This is a genomic window from Parasphingopyxis sp., assembly GCF_028279465.1.
Taxonomy (GTDB): domain Bacteria; phylum Pseudomonadota; class Alphaproteobacteria; order Sphingomonadales; family Sphingomonadaceae; genus Parasphingopyxis.
Window position 1 is genome coordinate 67,551 of the sequence record NZ_JANQNS010000014.1, and the last position, 17,910, is coordinate 85,460.

At 60.2% G+C, this 17,910-nt stretch carries 21 protein-coding genes; 11 read left to right on the forward strand and 10 right to left on the reverse strand.

Annotated features, from left to right (window positions below; translation table 11 throughout):
* Positions 1–81 precede the first annotated feature (81 nt).
* Positions 82–486 carry a hypothetical protein gene (locus Q0974_RS08395; protein WP_299326418.1) on the reverse strand — a complete coding sequence of 135 codons (405 nt, stop codon included), beginning with the start codon at positions 484–486 and terminating at the stop codon, positions 82–84.
* 412 nt (positions 487–898) lie between these two features.
* Here Q0974_RS08395 and Q0974_RS08400 point away from each other — a divergent pair, with 412 nt between their 5' ends.
* The 3 genes from Q0974_RS08400 to Q0974_RS08410 all read left to right on the forward strand — a co-directional run bounded on the left by Q0974_RS08400 (position 899) and on the right by Q0974_RS08410 (position 4,222).
* On the forward strand, positions 899–1,297 hold the full coding sequence (locus Q0974_RS08400; protein WP_299326420.1) for a hypothetical protein: 399 nt from the start codon (positions 899–901) through the stop codon (positions 1,295–1,297).
* Between the two features lie 389 nt (positions 1,298–1,686).
* On the forward strand, positions 1,687–3,006 hold the full coding sequence (locus Q0974_RS08405; RefSeq protein ID WP_299326423.1) for a hypothetical protein: 1,320 nt from the start codon (positions 1,687–1,689) through the stop codon (positions 3,004–3,006).
* A 793-nt stretch (positions 3,007–3,799) separates the two neighbouring features.
* Positions 3,800–4,222 carry an ion channel gene (locus Q0974_RS08410; RefSeq protein WP_299326426.1) on the forward strand — a complete coding sequence of 141 codons (423 nt, stop codon included), beginning with the start codon at positions 3,800–3,802 and terminating at the stop codon, positions 4,220–4,222.
* A gap of 10 nt (positions 4,223–4,232) precedes the next feature.
* Here the strand turns inward: Q0974_RS08410 and Q0974_RS08415 are convergent, their stop codons facing one another.
* On the reverse strand, positions 4,233–4,763 hold the full coding sequence (locus Q0974_RS08415) for a GNAT family N-acetyltransferase (RefSeq protein WP_299326429.1): 531 nt from the start codon (positions 4,761–4,763) through the stop codon (positions 4,233–4,235).
* An 84-nt stretch (positions 4,764–4,847) separates the two neighbouring features.
* On the reverse strand, positions 4,848–5,618 hold the full coding sequence (locus tag Q0974_RS08420; RefSeq protein ID WP_299326432.1) for a sulfite exporter TauE/SafE family protein: 771 nt from the start codon (positions 5,616–5,618) through the stop codon (positions 4,848–4,850).
* A 102-nt stretch (positions 5,619–5,720) separates the two neighbouring features.
* Between Q0974_RS08420 and Q0974_RS08425 the strand changes: the two genes are divergently transcribed.
* A complete protein-coding gene (locus tag Q0974_RS08425; protein WP_299326435.1) occupies positions 5,721–6,692 on the forward strand; it encodes a nitronate monooxygenase family protein in 972 nt (323 codons plus the stop codon).
* Positions 6,693–6,833: 141 nt separating this feature from the next.
* Here the strand turns inward: Q0974_RS08425 and Q0974_RS08430 are convergent, their stop codons facing one another.
* Positions 6,834–7,301, reverse strand: coding sequence for a DUF1465 family protein (locus Q0974_RS08430; protein ID WP_299326438.1), 468 nt, complete (start codon positions 7,299–7,301; stop codon positions 6,834–6,836).
* Positions 7,302–7,547: 246 nt separating this feature from the next.
* Between Q0974_RS08430 and Q0974_RS08435 the strand changes: the two genes are divergently transcribed.
* A complete protein-coding gene (locus tag Q0974_RS08435) occupies positions 7,548–8,024 on the forward strand; it encodes an Hsp20 family protein (RefSeq protein ID WP_299326440.1) in 477 nt (158 codons plus the stop codon).
* Between the two features lie 73 nt (positions 8,025–8,097).
* Here the strand turns inward: Q0974_RS08435 and Q0974_RS08440 are convergent, their stop codons facing one another.
* Positions 8,098–8,295 carry a DUF465 domain-containing protein gene (locus Q0974_RS08440; RefSeq protein WP_299326859.1) on the reverse strand — a complete coding sequence of 66 codons (198 nt, stop codon included), beginning with the start codon at positions 8,293–8,295 and terminating at the stop codon, positions 8,098–8,100.
* 125 nt (positions 8,296–8,420) lie between these two features.
* On the opposite strand from Q0974_RS08440, the gene Q0974_RS08445 reads away from it, so the two are divergent.
* Positions 8,421–8,576 carry a YdcH family protein gene (locus Q0974_RS08445; protein ID WP_299326443.1) on the forward strand — a complete coding sequence of 52 codons (156 nt, stop codon included), beginning with the start codon at positions 8,421–8,423 and terminating at the stop codon, positions 8,574–8,576.
* 21 nt (positions 8,577–8,597) lie between these two features.
* On the opposite strand, the gene dksA is transcribed toward Q0974_RS08445, so the two are convergent.
* Both dksA and Q0974_RS08455 read right to left on the reverse strand, forming a co-directional pair.
* A complete protein-coding gene (gene dksA / locus Q0974_RS08450; RefSeq protein ID WP_299326446.1) occupies positions 8,598–9,080 on the reverse strand; it encodes an RNA polymerase-binding protein DksA in 483 nt (160 codons plus the stop codon).
* 275 nt (positions 9,081–9,355) lie between these two features.
* The gene (locus Q0974_RS08455; RefSeq protein WP_299326449.1) at positions 9,356–10,531 is read right to left on the reverse strand and encodes a hypothetical protein; all 1,176 of its coding nucleotides are present in this window, start codon (positions 10,529–10,531) and stop codon (positions 9,356–9,358) included.
* A gap of 204 nt (positions 10,532–10,735) precedes the next feature.
* On the opposite strand from Q0974_RS08455, the gene serS reads away from it, so the two are divergent.
* The 4 genes from serS (at position 10,736) to Q0974_RS08475 (ending at position 14,950) form a co-directional block, all read left to right on the forward strand.
* Entirely contained in the window at positions 10,736–12,019 is a 1,284-nt protein-coding gene (gene serS / locus Q0974_RS08460) for a serine--tRNA ligase (RefSeq protein WP_299326452.1), read from the forward strand.
* On the forward strand, positions 12,019–12,783 hold the full coding sequence (gene surE, locus Q0974_RS08465; RefSeq protein ID WP_299326454.1) for a 5'/3'-nucleotidase SurE: 765 nt from the start codon (positions 12,019–12,021) through the stop codon (positions 12,781–12,783). The genes serS and surE overlap by 1 nt, the downstream gene beginning before the upstream one ends.
* 77 nt (positions 12,784–12,860) lie before the next feature.
* Complete coding sequence (locus Q0974_RS08470) at positions 12,861–13,910, forward strand: M23 family metallopeptidase (protein ID WP_299326456.1); 1,050 nt, start codon at positions 12,861–12,863, stop codon at positions 13,908–13,910.
* Positions 13,910–14,950, forward strand: coding sequence for a TrkA family potassium uptake protein (locus Q0974_RS08475; RefSeq protein ID WP_299326458.1), 1,041 nt, complete (start codon positions 13,910–13,912; stop codon positions 14,948–14,950). Before Q0974_RS08470 ends, Q0974_RS08475 begins: the two co-directional genes overlap by 1 nt.
* 6 nt (positions 14,951–14,956) lie before the next feature.
* Here Q0974_RS08475 and Q0974_RS08480 read toward each other — a convergent pair whose 3' ends face one another.
* Together Q0974_RS08480 and Q0974_RS08485 are read right to left on the reverse strand one after the other, a co-directional pair.
* Positions 14,957–15,361 (reverse strand): DUF1761 domain-containing protein, encoded by a 405-nt coding sequence (locus Q0974_RS08480; RefSeq protein WP_299326461.1) that lies wholly within the window; start codon positions 15,359–15,361, stop codon positions 14,957–14,959.
* Between the two features lie 36 nt (positions 15,362–15,397).
* Positions 15,398–15,895 (reverse strand): hypothetical protein, encoded by a 498-nt coding sequence (locus Q0974_RS08485; RefSeq protein ID WP_299326464.1) that lies wholly within the window; start codon positions 15,893–15,895, stop codon positions 15,398–15,400.
* 79 nt (positions 15,896–15,974) lie between these two features.
* Between Q0974_RS08485 and rimO the strand changes: the two genes are divergently transcribed.
* Positions 15,975–17,312 (forward strand): 30S ribosomal protein S12 methylthiotransferase RimO, encoded by a 1,338-nt coding sequence (rimO, locus tag Q0974_RS08490; protein ID WP_299326467.1) that lies wholly within the window; start codon positions 15,975–15,977, stop codon positions 17,310–17,312.
* Here the strand turns inward: rimO and Q0974_RS08495 are convergent.
* Complete coding sequence (locus tag Q0974_RS08495; protein WP_299326470.1) at positions 17,309–17,893, reverse strand: hypothetical protein; 585 nt, start codon at positions 17,891–17,893, stop codon at positions 17,309–17,311. The two genes, rimO and Q0974_RS08495, sit on opposite strands and share 4 nt — an antisense overlap.
* Between the last annotated feature and the right edge of the window lie 17 nt (positions 17,894–17,910).

The window sequence follows — 17,910 nt, forward strand, 5'->3', positions numbered from 1 at the left end:
CATTTTTCTTCCATATTTCATATATTTATCAAAATTGAACACACGTAGGATAAATTGGACGTCACCGAGCGACGAAATTGACTATCTTCGCACAAACCAGTCCAGAGCGGCGGGATTGACCCAGGTCATGTGTTTAAATTTTTTCTCTGAGTTTCTCGACACGGAGACTGTCTCGGTCCCGTCCGTGCAAAAGACCGCTCGATTATCAATCAAGAAGTATTTGAATTTTGACTTGTTGTTGCGGTAGTCAACCGTGCCATCGTTTGTGACATTGTAGATAGTCAATTTGGTCGCCAGACCAACATGATCACTCTTCTCGTCGATTAATACGCGGTCACCAGTGATTGTTTGGCGTACGCCGTGAAATAGCCTCACTTTGAGGTCCGCTCCGTTCAACGCGGCGTCCCTCAAGTCGGACAATTCGCCATACGTCGAGTTTCCACTTGCGTCGTGCGCATAGATTCTTTCCCATGTCATGGCAGCCATCTCTCTTTTTCAGTTATCGTTCGTCTTGAGTCTGCTCCGCCGTCGTCATTTTGGCTACCCCCATTTGATCTTGTTCCGCATCTGATCTCATAATCGCGTGCCCTGATTCGCTGCGAAATCTGAGCTAAGTGATTGAGCTCCAATGTCAATCAATCGCTTAGAGACTTCTCCCGCCACGGGCAGGACATCGAGACTGTCTGCGCGTGCGGCCAATCCGAATGTCCGCTTTCGGCCATACATCAAAGTCCGCTTTGCGCTCTACCCAGTCGTTCAATTGCGCTTCCAAGAGGGGATATCAAAGCCCGCTGGCTTATGCAGGATTGCGATCCATTTGCACTGCCTTGGCACATTCCGGTTAGATTGTGCCAAGAATCTTGCTATTTAGGCAGACATTGATGCTGAGGGATTTGTGATGGAAGACAATTCATATGCGCTAATCGTCGAAGGTCTGGATAGGATTGACGCTCTCGAACTGGTTGAGGGCCTGGGCGAGGATCACTTCGCGGCCGAAACGCTGGGTGACGATGATCAGCGGCTAGGCGAACCTGGGACGATTGCTATCATCGCCGCGATTGGCACCGTCGCGATGCCGCCGTTATTGGTCTGGCTGGCTAGACGCAAGAAGTGGTTCCGCTCCTCCGACGTCCAAGAAGTGACGCTGCCCGACGGAACTACATTTAGGCGGGTGGTCAAGATCTCGGTCGGCGCGGCCAAGCCGCCGAGCGCAGCCGAACTCAACGAACTCGCCGGTATGACCGGGACCTCCGCGTCGGATCTGGCTAAACTGCTGGCGCCAGCTGAGGACCAGTGACCCGCGCGAGCATTGATCCGCTCGCAAACCTCATTCGGCCGCGGCGGCTCGACTTGCGGCACAACATCAGGGGTTTCATCGTTGGACCCTGGCCACAGGAGCACGCGCAGAGCTTCCTCCACGAGCTCACGCACCATTGGTGTTTCCATTCGCCGCTCGGCACCGTTCTGTCGCTCATCCGCGGCGAAGCGCTCGCGCATGTCTTCCATGACGAAGAAGGTCCGATCGACGACGCGGAGGCGTCCGAACTCTTCTTCGGCCTGGCAACCGTGGATTCGATCCTGCGCTTTCTGCGTCCCCTGTCAGAGGGCCTCGCGCTCTTCGCAGAATATGACATGAACCCTGGCGCTTCGCGCATCGCCACGACACCGATGACATGGGCGAGCCTGATGTTCGCGCCGGATCAGACCATGTTCAACATCAATGATCCCGCTGACGCAAAGGTACTGGCCGAGCGACTGGTCAACATGCGGCTCGCACGGACATCGCTTCGGCGAAAAATGGGTTTTCTGTCGCGCTCGTTCACGCCGCTCGATGATACATATTATGAAGGTTATCTGGTCGTCAAACGCATCTATTTCGACCTCCTGGCTCAGTGTGACCTGTTGGACGACACCGACCTCTTCCTAGGTTACCTCAGAGCTTACTTGTTCGAGGACCCCGGCCTCATCGCGATCCTCACGTCACAAGAGCCGCTAAACAAACTTCTGCTTCAGCTTTTGCTGCGATTTCGCCAACGGCTCGAAGTTTTGCGCAACGACGATTTCTCGGCCGATATCGCTGCGTTCAACAATGGGTGCGATAAGCCGCCTGGCTTTCGGCACGATTTCGCCATTCCCGGGATCAGGGCAACGCAGACCGACATCGACAGCGCGCGTGCCGGACTTGCGCGCATGTTGACGCGACTCCACGACGACTCGAACTTGTCCGCGTCCCGCCGACAGTTTCTCGATCTACGGCGCGGTTGGCTCGCGCGGCGTTCTATTGCAACGGTCCTATCAGAACCGGTGCTCGTCAAAATCGGCCCTAGCAGCGTGACGGTCTGGCCTGACCCACACGACGAAGAGCATTTTCTTGCTGTGATAGGCACGAACATCGACCATGGCCTGCCACAGTCGCCGGACCTCCACCCTGGCTGGTATTCGCTAGTTCTGCTCCCGCATGTGCCTACGATCGCTACGGTCGTCGGCGTTGGTAATACGGTGGTTGCGATAAGGTGGCGTTCAGAAGGGGAAGAGCCGGAACCGGGCTTAACTCGCTGGCTATGCGATCCGATCAACACGGCACCTTATATCGAGCGTGAGGCTGAGGGCATCGGCAACTATCTGCGCGATTATTTTGAGAATGCGCCGCCATCGGCGCGCGAGGTTCTGGAGCGCTTCCATACCGCGGTCGATGCCGAATGGGGGGACCAGTGCCGCGCATTCCTACGTCGCTGGTCGCATCCTGCAAGCGACGCCGCTGCCGACGCACTTTTGCAGCCCGATCGCCTACGCGGCCTCTATCGGCGCGATGGACAGCTGTTCGAAACGGCGATTGCGCTCAGCATGTTGCGCAGGATGAATGTCGTCCTGCCATCGAATCAGGCAGTCTTAGCCCAGGAGGGTTGGGATGTCGGCATGGCGCTAATCCGCGCGATGGAGATATTTGAAGAGACCGGCCTGATGCTGCTACATAACGACGACGGTGTGCTCGAATGGGCTGTCTGATACTTCACTGTTCTTTTCCGAAAGCCGTCCATCCGAAGTCGGCCAGTATCGGACATCGCGACGAACCGACAAATTCGGCCTTTGCCTTTGCGCAAAGTCCATCACGATGGCTTGCCATCGTGCGCCGCCTCCGGCGGGATCTGAATCCCTCACCTTGAGTGAGGGGTTCGCGCACCGGCGATTAGCCAAGCGCAAAATACCGAAATTGTTGCCCGCCGCTTTGTCCCAGAGGAGCGGAGCCGTCAGGCGAACGGTCATATGGAAGACAAATCGAGTGAGGCGACCAAACGGCTTTCGCCGGTGCACCGCCGGTAAAGGCGTAATTCGATACCATAGTCATGGGGTGACTATGGTATCGAATAGGAGAAAGACGTTTGGTCGCCTCGCGAGAGGCGGCAACAATTTCGGGAAACCTGTTTGTTTTCTGTAGGAAAGCGAACAGGCTGGGGGTCGTTCTTAGGAACGACCCCTTAACGACCCCCTACGACCTCTCGCAGGGTCGGTTGTGGTCTGGCGACATTTGGACTCACAATAGAGTCAGCCCACCGCATATCGAGCGCTATTTCCGGTCAGATTGAGCCAGAAATCGAGTCGAAACTTACACACTTTTTTACACACTGTGTAAGTCGGTTGTTTTTAATCAAGTCATTTCAAAAAGATATAGAAGGCGCTATCTGACTCTTAATCAGCGGGTCCCAGGTTCGAGCCCTGGTGCGTCCACCACTCCCCTCTCCGCAGCTCCGGCATAGCACGCGATATTGTGCCACCGGCGAGCAGCGCATAAAAAGCGCGGATGTTCGCCCAGATTGCCATCGGTTCGATCCTGATAACTTTGACTATTCTTGTCACCGCCGGGTTTATCGGCGTCGCGATTGCGGCCGGGCACCGCATTGGCGATCGATTGCTGAAAGGCCACCGGATGCTGCGGCTCGTCGCCTTTATTACCGCAATGACGTTGTGGATGGTCGCGGCGCTGAGCATCGCCGTCTGGCTGTGGGCGGTTGCTTTCATGCTTATCGGCGTGTTCAAAACACCCGAGGGCGCGCTCTATTTCTCGGCCGTATCCTTCACGACGCTCGGCTTCGGAGATGTATTGCTGGATAAACCGTGGCGCCTTCTATCCGGTTTCATCGCGGCCAACGGGCTGATCCTGTTCAGCCTTATCACCGCCTTCCTGATCGAGGCCGTCCGCCGCGTCCATCAGGCGCCGGAATAGGGGGCGCAGCCTAGCTTCGCGCGGGTCGCAGCATCGGTGTAACGACGGGCGATGTTCCGCGCTGTATCTCGCCCATCACCGCGAAACCGTGGCGCTCGTAAAGCGAAATATTGCGCGGATTGGACGATTCCAGATAGGCGGGCAGCCCATCCTCATCGACGCGGCGCAGCGCATGTTTCATTAGCATGCCACCGAGCCCGCGCCCCAACCATGCAGGGTCAGCCGCAATCAACGGTAGATACCAGCACGGTTCGTCATGCGGGTGATACGCCTCCATCTCCTCGAACACCGCAACAACCTCGTCGAGCATGTCGGGCGCTATATTCTCGCCCATCAACTGTTCCATCCGCTCATCGTCGGGACTTTCTCCAGGCGGCAACCACAAGGCAACCGCATTGCCCTCGTCCGCTACATAGGCAGATCCCGCCGCGATCGCACCGCCGCCGAAAGCATCGATGATTTCCGGAAAAACGCGCAAATAAGACACCGCATCGGGCAACATCCAGCGCACAAGTGGATCGTTGGCGAAACCGAGTGTCATAGTGTCAATTGCCCGTGTGCGATCATCGTCTCCCGCGACGCGAATCTCTGGCATTGTCACTGCATTATCCCCCTTGCGACGGCTTCAGCTTATGAGGCCATACCAGCGCCACAACAAGCGCGCGGCCACATAGAGAATCAGCACCGCCGTAAGCCGCTTGACCAACAATGGCGGGATTCGCGTGCTGCCGAGCCGCGAACCGATCTGACCGCCGATCAGCACAGCGGGAAAGAGCAGCCAATAGTCGTTCAGCAAATCGGTTGCGCTAGCGATTCCATATTCGGCTTCCAGCTTGGTCAATTGCCCGGCAAGGCCCGCTACCGAATTGACAAGAATGAAGATGCTCGCGGTCCCCGCGATCTCGCGCGGCCCGCCCCAACGCAGGAGATAGAGCAACGGCGCCAGGAATATCCCGCCGCCTATCCCGACGATGCCGGACAGAAAGCCGATGCCGCCGCCCGCCGCATAGCTGACCGGTCTTGCGACATGTCGTTGTTCTGCGTTTTCCGTCTGCTTGGTATCGCGCAGCAGTTGCGCGCCCGCGAGCAATAGCGACCCGCCGAGCAGACCGACGAACAGCGTTTCGGATACGGGTAGCCGTCCGCCAAGCCATGCCGCCGGAACCGACAGGACCATCCAGGGCAGCATCCGGGAGAAGCGCACGTGCCCGGCTCGCCAAAAGCGCCAGCTTCCACCTGCCACCACGATAATGTTGCAGATCAGCGCGATCGCCGGGAGTATCCGGTAATCAGTACCGTCGAGCACGAGCAACGCATTATAGGTCGAGCCGCCCCCAAACCCGACCGAAGCGTAGAGCAAAGCGGTCAGTGCGAAGAGGGCAGCGAGCTGCGGCATCGCAATGGCCTAGCCGCTTTGCCGCGGATGGCAAAAGCGCAAATCGCGGCCCTGTCCCAAATATCGGGTGGACAGCAAAATCCGTTTCGCTAGGAAACCGAAATGACTTTGCCCAGCCCGCTTTTCGATACGCTGCGCCTGCCGCTGGTCGGCGCGCCTCTTTTCATCATTTCGGGTCCGGAACTCGTGATCGCGCAATGCAAGGCCGGGATTGTCGGCTCTTTCCCGGCGCTGAATGCCCGGCCACAGACGATGCTCGACGAGTGGCTGCACCAGATCACCGAGGAGCTGGCCGCGCACAATCGCGACAATCCCGAGCGCCCGGCCGCGCCCTTCGCGGTCAATCAGATCGTGCACAGATCGAACAACCGCCTCGAAGACGATCTGGCGACCTGCGAAAAGTGGCAGGTGCCGATCACGATCACGTCGCTGGGCGCGAGGGTCGAGCTCAACGATGCTGTCCATAATTGGGGCGGAATCACGCTGCACGATATCATCAACGACCGCTTCGCGCGCAAAGCCGTCGAAAAAGGCGCGGACGGGATCATCGCGGTGGCGGCGGGCGCAGGTGGCCATGCCGGCACGATCTCGCCCTTCGCGCTGGTGACGGAAATCCGCGAATGGTTCGACGGTCCGCTGTTGCTTTCGGGATCGATGGCCACGGGCGGGGCCATTCTCGGTGCGCAGGCGATGGGTGCCGACCTCGCTTATATCGGTTCGGCCTTCATCGCGACCGAGGAAGCCAATGCGGTGGACGGTTACAAACAGGGCGTCGTCGAAGGCCGCGCCGCCGACATCGTCTATTCAGACCTCTTTACGGGGGTGAAAGGCAATTATCTGCGCCAGTCGATCGAAAATGCTGGTCTCGATCCCGACAATCTGCCCGACGGCGATATTTCGACCATGAATTTCGGTTCTGGCGGAAACCAGGAGAAAAAGGCCTGGAAAGATATCTGGGGTGCGGGCCAAGGCGTCGGCGCGGTCGAAAAGGTGGAGAGTATCGCCGATCGCGTGGACCGGCTTGAAGCTGAGTATCGGGCGGCAAAGGAGAGCCTGCTCGACCGGCTTTACTGATTTGTCAGACCTTCGCTTTGCTCAGGCGCGGCACCGGCCCGCACCCCCCTCCCGGCCTCCCACAGGGTAAACTTATTGGGAAGCCGGGAGGGGGGTGCGGGCCGGTGCCGCGATTTTTCCGCTAAGGAAAAATTCTGACGATCAAAAAGCGCGCTCCAGCCGCCCGATCAGGCTGCGGGCGGGGCTGGGCTGCGGAGCTTCCGACGGATTGAGAAGATCCTGCTCCAATCGGCTGACGCGCTTGTAGAGTTCCTCGCTCGCCGCGATCAATTTCTGCGCGCCTTCGGGGAGTTGATCGACGACCGTGCGGTCACTCTTCCCGGTCAGCCCGAGACGGCGATCCGGATGGCGAGCCGCATCTGCCGTAATCTCACCCTTCGCCTCGCCGCGCCAAGTCAACAGCCAGGCGATGACGTGCATCATCCGCGTGGTGACCTTGAGCGATTCGACCGCATAACCCACGCGCACGGACGGCGGCAGTTTGTCCCGCGCCTCGACGCCATGATCTTCGAAATAAGCGCGCGCCTCGTCCGCCAGCACCATCGCTTCGACATAGAGCGAATCCACCAGCTTTCGAGCAAGCCCAGCTTGCGCAACAATTGTCGACATAATTTCCCTCTGCCGCCCCCTTGGCACAGGCCCGTCCCGACGCAAAGTCCAAACAAGGTGAGCGTTGCTGGTTAACCGCCAATGTCCCGTTACGGGGCGGCGTTCGACCTCTTGAAATGCGGCGCTGAAATCCCATCTCATTGCTGTCGATGCCGTCGCCGATTTCGGGACAGCTTAAGACAGGCCGCGCGGACGATCCGCGGGCCCACAACACTCTTAAATCGCTTACTGAAAGGATTTTTGACCATGCGTACTATTGATTTTACCCCCCTCCTCCGCTCTTCGGTCGGATTCGAGAATCTGAACCGGCTTATGGATGCTGCGACCCGCGGCGAAGGCAATGCCTATCCGCCTTACAATATCGAGAAGCTCGGCGATGACGCCTACCGCATTTCGATGGCGGTTGCTGGCTTTGCCGAAGACGAGCTCGACGTGACGGTGCATGAAAATGTGCTGATCATCAGCGGCCGTGTCGCCGAGCGCGAAGAGGAAGAGACCCGCGAATTCCTGCATCGTGGCATCGGCACGCGCGCATTCGAACGCCGCTTCGAGCTGGCCGACACCATCAAGGTGACGGGTGCGAACTACGCGAACGGCCTGCTCAACATCGAGCTGGCGCGCGAAATTCCCGAAGAGAAGAAGCCGCGCAAGATTGCAATCGGTGGCGACAATGCCCCGAAGACTATCGATGCGCACAACGATGAGGATCGCGCTGCCGCCTAAGCGGCCTTAAGGTCCGAATATGGGGTCGGTCCGGATCGCCGGGCCGGCCCTTTTGCTTTTCAAAAACTCGCGTTCAGGCGATGATGTCCGGCAGCAACCGGTCCTCGATCCCGGCGATCTCGTCCTTCAGGCGTAGTTTACGTTTTTTCAGACGGGCAAGCTGCAGCTGGTCCTTGGCCGGCGCTTCGAGCAGGGCTTCGATCGCACCGTCAAGATCGCGATGCTCGGACTTGAGCGCCGCCAGCTTCACTCTCAATATCGCCTCTTCCATGACAATATCCGATGTCATCAACGCCTTACGGTTGCAAGGCCACGATCCGCCGCGCTTGGCGATTTTGGGGGCAGACAAGACCCATCGAAATAGGTAGCTTGTTTCTCCAAATTGAGGAGAGAGTGATGGATAATGCTCGTGAGTCCGCCCTTGAAGCCAAGCATGCCGGCCTGGATGCAAAGATAGCAGCGGAAATGCAGCGCCCCTCACCCGACCAGATCAAGATCGCCGAACTCAAAAAACAGAAACTGAAGATCAAGGAGCGGCTGGTCACGCACTAGCGCGCCGAAACAGCTTGGCGATTATTCGTCGCGGGTGATCCGCTCATTGCGCTCGTGGCGCTCTTGCGCCTCGATCGTCATGGTTGCAATCGGCCGGGCATCCAATCGGGCAAGCGAAATCGGCTCCCCGGTCACGATGCAATAGCCGAATTCCCCTTCATCGAGGCGACGCAGCGCCGCGTCGATCTTGGCGACAAGCTTCCGTTGGCGGTCCCGGCGGCGCAGTTCGATGGACCAATCCGTCTCGCTTGATGCACGGTCCGTGGCATCCGGTTCGCGGATCGGCCCCTCGCGCAGCTGTTCGCGCGTCCCGTCGACATCGCGCAATATGCTCGCCTTCCAGTCGAGAAGCTTTTCGCGGAAATAGACCTGATGCGCGTCTCCCATGAACGGCGCATCGTGATCGAGTTCGAGGGCGGTGCCAGATGGCGCGCCTTCGCCGGCTTCGTCGGCAACACCCTCTCCGGTATCGCGCTTTTCGGATGATCGCGCGGCTGTTGCCATATGACGTTCCCCCACCACTAGACCGAACTCAGATATTGCGGCGCGAAAACGCTGACGAATCAATGGGTGATCCGGCGCACTGCCATCGCGCGGGCCTATACTCACAGGCCGCAGCGCACACAAGCGCGATTCGGCGGGAATCGTACTGGATCGTCATCCGCGATACAGACGGCGCGCAGCCGATGGAGGCGATCCAACAGCGTGCGGCGGTCAAAACTGTCCCTCAATGGGTCATTAACCGCGAATGTTCGGAATGGGACAGCGCAAATCCCTGATTAACCATCGTAAACATGGTTAACGATATTGCGATTAATCTTTCGTTGATGCCTTGTGCCGGTGTTGAGCACCGGAATTTGACCGCGAAACGGCGTCGATCCGATGTTCTGAACAACAGGAAAGAGAAAGCCAATGTCTGTCAGAATGGCTCTAGCAAAGTTATCGGCCTGCGCATGCGGAGGGGCTATCGTCGGCGGCGGGGCGGTGCATGTCGCCGAAGCGCCCGCAGGCGGTCCGGCTGAAATCCGCACCGAACAGCCGCGCATGGCGGCGCGCAGCATTGGCAACCGCCCGCGCGTGCATCGCAAGGCGCGCCAGGTGCGCACGATCACGCGGACGACGACATGCGCGCCGGCGCCCACGGTCGTCAGCGTAACGAACCAGGTCGCAGCTCCTGCTCCAGCGGTGTTTGATATTCCGCCGCCCGCGCCGATCATCAACGAGATTCCGGCTTTTGGGGGCGGCGGTGATGTCGGCCTGATCGGCGGCGGTGGCTTCATCGGCGGAGGCGGCTTTGTCGGCGGCGGTTTCTTCGGCGGCGGCGGTTCGTCCGGCGGCGGCGGGTTCTTCGTTCGCGAAGGCGATATCGTTATCAAGAATGATAATAGCGGCTCCACCTCAACGGGTGGCAGCTCAACCTCGACCGGCGGCAGTTCCACATCGACTGGCGGTAGTTCGACCTCCACCGGCGGGATCAGCTCGACCACGTCGACCGGCGGGATCAGCAGCACGTCGACCTCTTCGACAGGGGGTTCGTCGAGTTCGTCCAGCTCGAGTTCTTCGAGCAGCTCTTCCAGTTCGTCCAGCTCGAGCTCAAGCTCGTCGGGCGGCGGATCGAATGGCAGCACCGGCTCGACCGGCGGCCATCCGGGCAGCACCGGCAGCACGGGCGGTGGCTCCACAGGATCGAGTGGCTCTTCCGGTTCGAGCGGTTCGTCTGGTTCCAGCGGGTCTTCGGGGTCGTCTGGTTCAAGCAGCTCCAGCAGTTCCTCATCGTCGAGCAGCAGCTCTTCAAGTTCGGGCGGTTCGTCTTCGTCCACATCTTCGGGTGCGACGGGCGGCTCCAGCAGCTTCGGTAGCAGCGGCTCGTCAAGCAGCAGCTCTTCTTCGAGTTCCAGCTCGTCCAGCAGCTCCTCCTCGTCTTCGAGCGGAGGCAGCAGTTCGACAGGCGGCACCGAAGTGCCCGCTCCGCCGATGCTCCTGCTCTTTGGCGGCGGCGTGGCAGCACTCGTTGCCCGCAGGCGTTGGAAGAAAAAGAAAGACGCTGCGGCTTAGCAGTACCGTCTGACAGACGGGAAGCGGCGCGATCCAGCCCCTTGGATCGCGCCGCTTCTGTTTGTGGGTTGCGCCAAAAGACTGTGCCAGCCATAGCGCCGGTCATGCATGACCTGAAACAGATACGCGAAAATCCGGACGCGTTCGACGCCGCTATGGCGAAACGCGGCGGTGCACCGGTCGCGGCGGAAATCCTCGCGCTTGACGAACAGAATCGTGCTCTGCTGACCGAGGTACAAACTGCACAGGCGTGCCGTAACGAAGCGTCCAAGGCCATCGGTCAGGCCAAAGCGCAGGGCGACGAGGAGCAGGCGCAGGCGCTGATGACCGAAGTCGGCGAACTCAAGACCAAGCTGCCTGAACTCGAGGACCGCCAAAAGGCGCTCGCCGCCGAGATCGAAGCACACCTGTCCGGCCTGCCCAACCTTCCGGCCGACGATGTGCCGATGGGCGAGGACGAGGACGACAATGTCGAACTGAAGCGCGTTGGCGATCCGCCGTCCTTCGATTTCGAGATCAAGGATCATGCCGATCTCGGCCCGCCGCTCGGTCTCGACTTCGAAACCGGCGCGAAGATTTCCGGCGCGCGGTTTACGCTGGTGCGCGGGCCGATCGCGAAACTGCACCGCGCGCTCGGCCAGTTCGGGCTCGATATCCTGACGCGCGAGCATGGCTATGAAGAGGTCTTCCCGCCGATGCTCGTGAATGACGAGACGATGTATGGCGCGGACAAGCTGCCGAAATTCGCGGACGATCTTTTCCGTACGACCGACGATCGCTGGCTGATACCGACCGCCGAGGTCAGCCTCGCCAATATCGTGCGCGGCGATATCGTGGCCGAAGCCGAACTGCCGATGCGCTTTGTTGCATTGACCTCCTGCTTCCGCTCCGAAGCCGGGGCGGCAGGCAAGGATACGCGCGGCTATATTCGCCAGCATCAGTTCGAAAAGGTCGAGATGGTCTCGATCACGACGCCCGAGGAATCCGAAGCCGAACATGCGCGCATGACCGACTGTGCCGAAGACGTTCTGACCCGGCTCGAGCTGCCGTTCCGGCGGATGAATCTCTCGACCGGCGATCTCGGTTTCGGCGCGGCACGGACCTACGATATCGAAGTCTGGCTGCCCGGACAGGATACCTATCGCGAGATTTCGAGCTGTTCGACCTGCCGGGATTTTCAGGCGCGCCGGATGAATGCGCGTTACCGGCCCGATGGTGAGACCAAGGGCACGCGCTTCGTCCATACGCTGAACGGTTCCGGACTCGTCGTCGGGCGGACTCTGGTCGCCATTCTCGAAAATTATCAGCAGGCTAACGGGTCTGTCATCGTTCCGGACGCATTACGCCCCTATATGAACGGCATGGACAGGTTGGAGGCGGCAGGTTGATGCGTATTCTGTTGACCAATGACGATGGCATCAATGCCCCGGGGTTCGCGGTGCTCGAAGCGATCGCCGTGACGCTGAGCGACGATATCTGGGTGGTAGCCCCGGCCGAAGAACAATCGGGCGCCGGCCATTCGCTAACCCTCACAGCGCCATTGCGCCTGCGCGAACATAATGACCGCCGCTTTTCGGTCACCGGCACGCCGACCGATGCCGTCATGCTCGGCATCAATCGCGTGATGAAGGACAATCCGCCCGATCTGCTGCTCTCCGGCGTCAATCGCGGCGCCAATCTCGCTGAGGACGTCACCTATTCGGGCACGGTGTCCGCCGCGATGGAAGGTGCGCTGGCCGGCGTCCCCTCGATCGCGCTAAGCCAGACTTACGGCCCGGACGCCAAAGGCGACGATGTCCCTTTCGCTGCCGCGCGCGAATGGGGCGGTAAAGTGCTGGAAAAGCTGCTCGCCTACGATTTTCCAGCGCGTACGCTCATCAACATCAACTTCCCGGCCCGTCCGCCCGATCAGGTAAAGGGCATCCGCACCGTCAGCCAGGGTATGCGCGATTATGGCCGGCTGCAGATTATCGAGAATAGGGACCCACGCGGCTATCCCTATTACTGGTTTGGCCTCGGCCCGATGGTCGGCACGCCTGAACATTTGACCGATCTGGAAGCCATCGAAGACGGCTATATCGCCGTCTCGCCGCTCCATCTCGATATGACCCATCATGAATCACTGAAGGCCCTGAGTGCCATTTTCGACTAGTTTCGCGGGCAAAAGTTGTTCCATCCTGATGGCTCTTGAACGCTGGAAAGCCGCGAATTTCGTGGTAAGAGCGCTGCATGCGCGCGCAACGCCCATGGATGCAGCCGCCCGTCTTGGCGTTCACCATTCCGGCACTCATGCTTAGCGCCTGTATTCCCGCTCCGTCCGGTCCGCGCAGTACGCCGCAACCGCCTGTCGCGCGCCCTACTCCCCCGCCAACCGATCTGACACCATGGGAGCGCCAGACGGTCGCTGCCAACGCGGTTGAGATCGATGCCACTGTCTACACCGTCCGATCAGGCGACACGCTGAGCGCTATCGCGCGGCGAACCGGCGCCAGCGTGGATGCTATTGCCAATGCCAATGCGATCGACCCGCCCTATCTCATTCGCCCAGGGCAGCGGCTCGAAATCCCGGCGGGCCGTTATCATGAAGTGCAGCGCGGCGAGACCGGCATCGGGATCGCGCGCACCTATGGCGTCGACTGGTCGGACGTGGCCACGCTGAACAGACTCGAGGAACCGTTTATCTTGCGCGCCGGGCAACGCATCTTGCTGCCGGGAACCGTCGCTGTTTCAGAGATGACTCTGCAGCAGCGCGCGGCCGCTTTCGACATCGATATCGACGATATCGTAACCGGTGGCGAACCGGCGCTGGCCGAAAACGAAGCCCCGACGCCGCCTACCCGGACCGCCGAGCGCGTATTGCCCGCCGATGCCGCTGTGCGATCACCAGCCAATTTCACCGGGCGTTTCGGATGGCCGCTGACAGGCCGCATCCTCGCACCGTTCGGACAGGGCGGTGAAGGCCAGGTCAATAACGGCATCGATATCGCGGCGGAGCGCGGAACACCGGTCCTCGCAGCCGCAGACGGCGTGGTGCTCTATGCCGGGAACGAAATCCAGGTCCATGGCGGGCTCGTCCTGCTCAATCATGGCGATGGCTGGATCACGGCCTATGCCAATATGGACGATCTGCAGGTCGCGCGCGGCCAGCGCGTCGAGCGCGGCCAGATGATCGCGCGGGCCAGCGACACCGGTCAGGTCGCGCAACCGCAACTCCATTTCGAAATCCGCCGTAATCGGCAACCGGTCGATCCGGCCCAACATTTGCCGGATCTGAGCTGATGGCCCGTCTTCCCCAGGCCCCGTCAGACCGCACGGGCGAGTTGCGGCGCAAGACTGGTCTGTCGCGCTGGGGCTCGCTCTGGCTTCGGGTGAGCGCAGTCGTCGGACTGATCGGTATTGCGGTGGCCGTACACTGGTTCGACCGCGAAGGACTCGTAGATTCGGTGGACGGCCATGTCAGCTTCAGCGACGTCGTCTATTTCACGATGATCAGTATCACGACGACGGGCTATGGCGATATTACGCCTGTGACCGATCGCGCACGCATGTTCGATGCACTGATCGTCACGCCGCTCCGGATTTTCGTGATCCTGATATTTGTCGGCACGGCCTATGATTTCGTGCTGAAGAGAACTTGGGAAAGGTGGCGCATGAGCATCATCCAGAAAAACCTTCACAACCATATCGTCGTCGCCGGTTTCGGGATCAGCGGATCGGAAGCCGTGGACGAACTGCTCGAGCGCGGCATCGACCCGTCCGAGATCGTCGTCATCGATCAGGATCATGGCCGGCTTGAAGCAGCCGAAAAGCGGGGCTGCAACGTTATGGAGGGCGATGCGTCGCGCGATAAGACCCTGAATCAGGTGCGCGTGTCCCGTGCGCGCTCCATGATCGTCTCAGCCGGGCGTGATGACACGTCGATCCTCGTCGTCCTGACGGCGCGGGCGCTGGCGCCGAAGCTCGCAATCAGCGTCCTCGTACGTGCATCGGACAACGAACAGCTGGCCCGTCAGGCTGGCGCCAGCAACGTGATCAACCCGGTCAGCTTCGCCGGACTGCTGCTTGCGGGCTCCTGCCACGGGCCGCATATTTCCGACTATATGGCCGATCTCGCCTCCGCGACAGGCCGTGTTGCCCTTAGAGAGCGTATGGCGACGCATATGGAGGAAGGCCTGCCCTTGGGCGCAATTCAGACCGGCCTCGGCGTCCGCATCTACCGCAACGGCAAGCCTTATGGCTTCTGGGAAGAAGAGGCCAAGCAAATCCTCGAAGGCGACCTCATCGTCGAGATTGTCGGCAAGCCCGACGACGAGGAATAGATCGCCCTACAAAAGCGCGTGGACGAGCCCCATCGCCGCGTAGAATAGCAGCCAATAGGTCGCATCGATCAGGAACAGCGTCCGGCTTTTCTGCGAAAACAGATAGTTTGTCCCGATCGCGGGCACGATGAAGCCCGCAGCCACGCCGACCGCGATCAGCAGCGCCGTGCTCAGTCCCGCATCGGGAAAATAGGTGAGCAAATGCGCAAGCGTCGTCGACGCGACGAGGCTCAACACGAAAGTCGTGCCGTAGATCAGCCCCATATTGCCGGACTGCACATCCTCTTCGGTCAGGCCAACCGCGCCCATCCACTTCTTGCCCATAACCGGACCATACCAGATGCCGCCGACCACAAAGCCCGCGGCAGCAGCCGCGATGATCGCCAGCCAGTTGTCAGCATAGAATTCCATGACACATCCCCCCTTTTCTGCGCGACACGCCTTACACTACCAGACCAGCGTGATCGACTGCCCTGTCGACAGATTGCGCCAGTCATCGGCGAATGTCCGCAGCCGCAAAAATAGCGCAAGAATCGCGTCGCTGGAAAGATCGGGCATCGGCACGTGCGAAGACTCGCAGGCTGCTCGGTAAGTATCTAGAAACGCGTCAAAATCCAGCTCATCGGCCCATAAAGCGGCTTCGAAACACTCGACCAGCCGTTCCGCCTGGAGCAGCTGCACGATATCCGCGTCCGGCGTGACCGCGCGTTTCGCGCTGGCATGGCCGGCCTGTTTCGCCATCTCCTGGATCGAATCCGGATCGCGGCCCGCCGCTACCGAACCCCAAAATCCGGCATCGAAACCAAGCGCTTTCTCAGCGAAGAAATGCACCGCATCATGCGGGATATGGCCCTTCTTCGGGAAGGTCAGCCGCGCCTCGGAACCGTCATCGCGCGTGACGGTCAGCCAGTCTCGATCTGTCCCCTTGGCTATGACGATATCCATGCAACCCTCCTCGGGCGCGCGCTAACCGAGGACAATGGAGATGACAATCTCCGCCACAATCCCTATGTCGCGGCGCACCATGGCAACGCGTCTCCCCTCCCCGCCCAAGGTCGGCATGGTCTCGCTCGGCTGTCCCAAGGCCCTGGTGGACAGCGAACGCATCCTGACCAAGCTGCGCTCGGACGGCTATGGCTTGTCGCCCGATTATGACGATGCCGATGTCGTGCTCGTCAACACCTGCGGATTCCTCGACAGCGCCAAGGAGGAAAGCCTCGAGGCGATCGGCGAAGCCATCGCCGAAAATGGTCGGGTGATCGTCACCGGATGCATGGGCAAGGAAGCAGATATCATCCGCGAACGTTTCCCAAGCGTGCTCGCCATATCGGGACCGCAGCAATATGAGGAAGTCGTCGGCGCGGTGCATGAAGCCGCGCCCATGCCACCCTCGCCCTATATCGACCTCGTGCCCGAGACCGGACTCAAGCTCACACCGCGCCACTATAGCTATGTGAAGATATCGGAGGGCTGCAACCATCGCTGCGCCTTCTGCATCATCCCCTCGATCCGCGGCGATCTGATTAGCCGGCGACCCGATGCGATCCTGCGCGAAGCGGAGAAACTGGTCGCGGCCGGCACGAAGGAATTGCTGATCATCAGCCAGGACACATCGGCCTATGGCGTCGATATCCGCAAGGAAGAGCGCGAGTGGAAAGGCCGCACCGTCCAGCCGCATATGACGGATCTGGCGCGCGAGCTGGGCCAGTTCGGTGCCTGGGTGCGGCTCCATTACGTCTACCCCTATCCGCATGTGGATCAGGTCATCCCGCTCATGGCAGACGGGCTCATCACGCCTTACCTCGACATCCCGTTCCAGCATGCGAGCCCGCGCATCCTGAAAGCGATGCGTCGCCCGGCCAATGAAGCGAAAGTGCTCGAGCGCATCGCCGCCTGGCGCGAAATCTGCCCGGACATCACGATCCGCTCGACCTTCATCACCGGTTTTCCCGGTGAAACCGAAGAGGATTTCCAATATCTGCTCGACTGGCTCGAGGAAGCACAGCTCGACCGCGTCGGCGCATTCCGCTTCGAGCCGGTAGAAGGCGCGCGTGCGAACGCGCTGCCCGACCCGGTGCCCGAAGAGCTTAAGGAAGAGCGCTACAAGCGGCTGATGGACAAATGCGCGGCGATTTCGGCCGCCAAGCTGCAGGCAAAGATCGGGACGACGCAAAAGGTCATTATCGACCTTGTGGACGAAGATGGCGGCGCTACCGGCCGCTCACAGGCAGATGCACCGGAAATTGATGGCGAAGTGCATCTGCGTGACACGCAGGGCCTCGCGCCGGGCGATATCGTATCCGTTGAGATCGAAGACGCCGATGCACACGACCTGTTCGGTGTGGTCAGCGGCTCGGCCTAGCTGATCCCGGCACGTTCCTGGCTTTTGCGCCGCGAACGCCGCACCAGCCAGATGATCAGCACCACGATCCCGACAAAAAACACGAGCGCGATAATCCCCGCCCACATAAAGACACTACCCACCGTCTCCATGACTTCGAGATCGGCGGGCGGCTCGCTGGAACCGTCCACGCTCCATGAAACGATCACTGGATCGCCGCCTTCCTGAAGCGTCGAAAAACGCGTGGTCGTCCAGTGCTGATCGTCGGTCGTGACGAGGGTGAAATCCTTTTCCGTGCGCGCGCCCTCGCCCAGCCCATCGCTATTCATGCTGTAGGCGATAATCCGGGTTTCTACGTCACCACGGGGGAACAGATCGGCTGCCTGGTCGAACTGCCCGGCGCTATTCCGCCATACTTCGGGATCGACCATCGGCTCGATATCGGCACTGTTGCCAGTCCGGATATTGTCCACAAACTCCTGCGCCATCGCCCGATCCTCTTCCGAGGTCATCGTCTCGATCATATTGTCCATCGAGCAGGCGGTGAGCGCGCCAAGCGCGAGCAACGCCATCAGATACCGGATTATCGAAAGCCCCATCATTCCTCCCCCTACCCGTC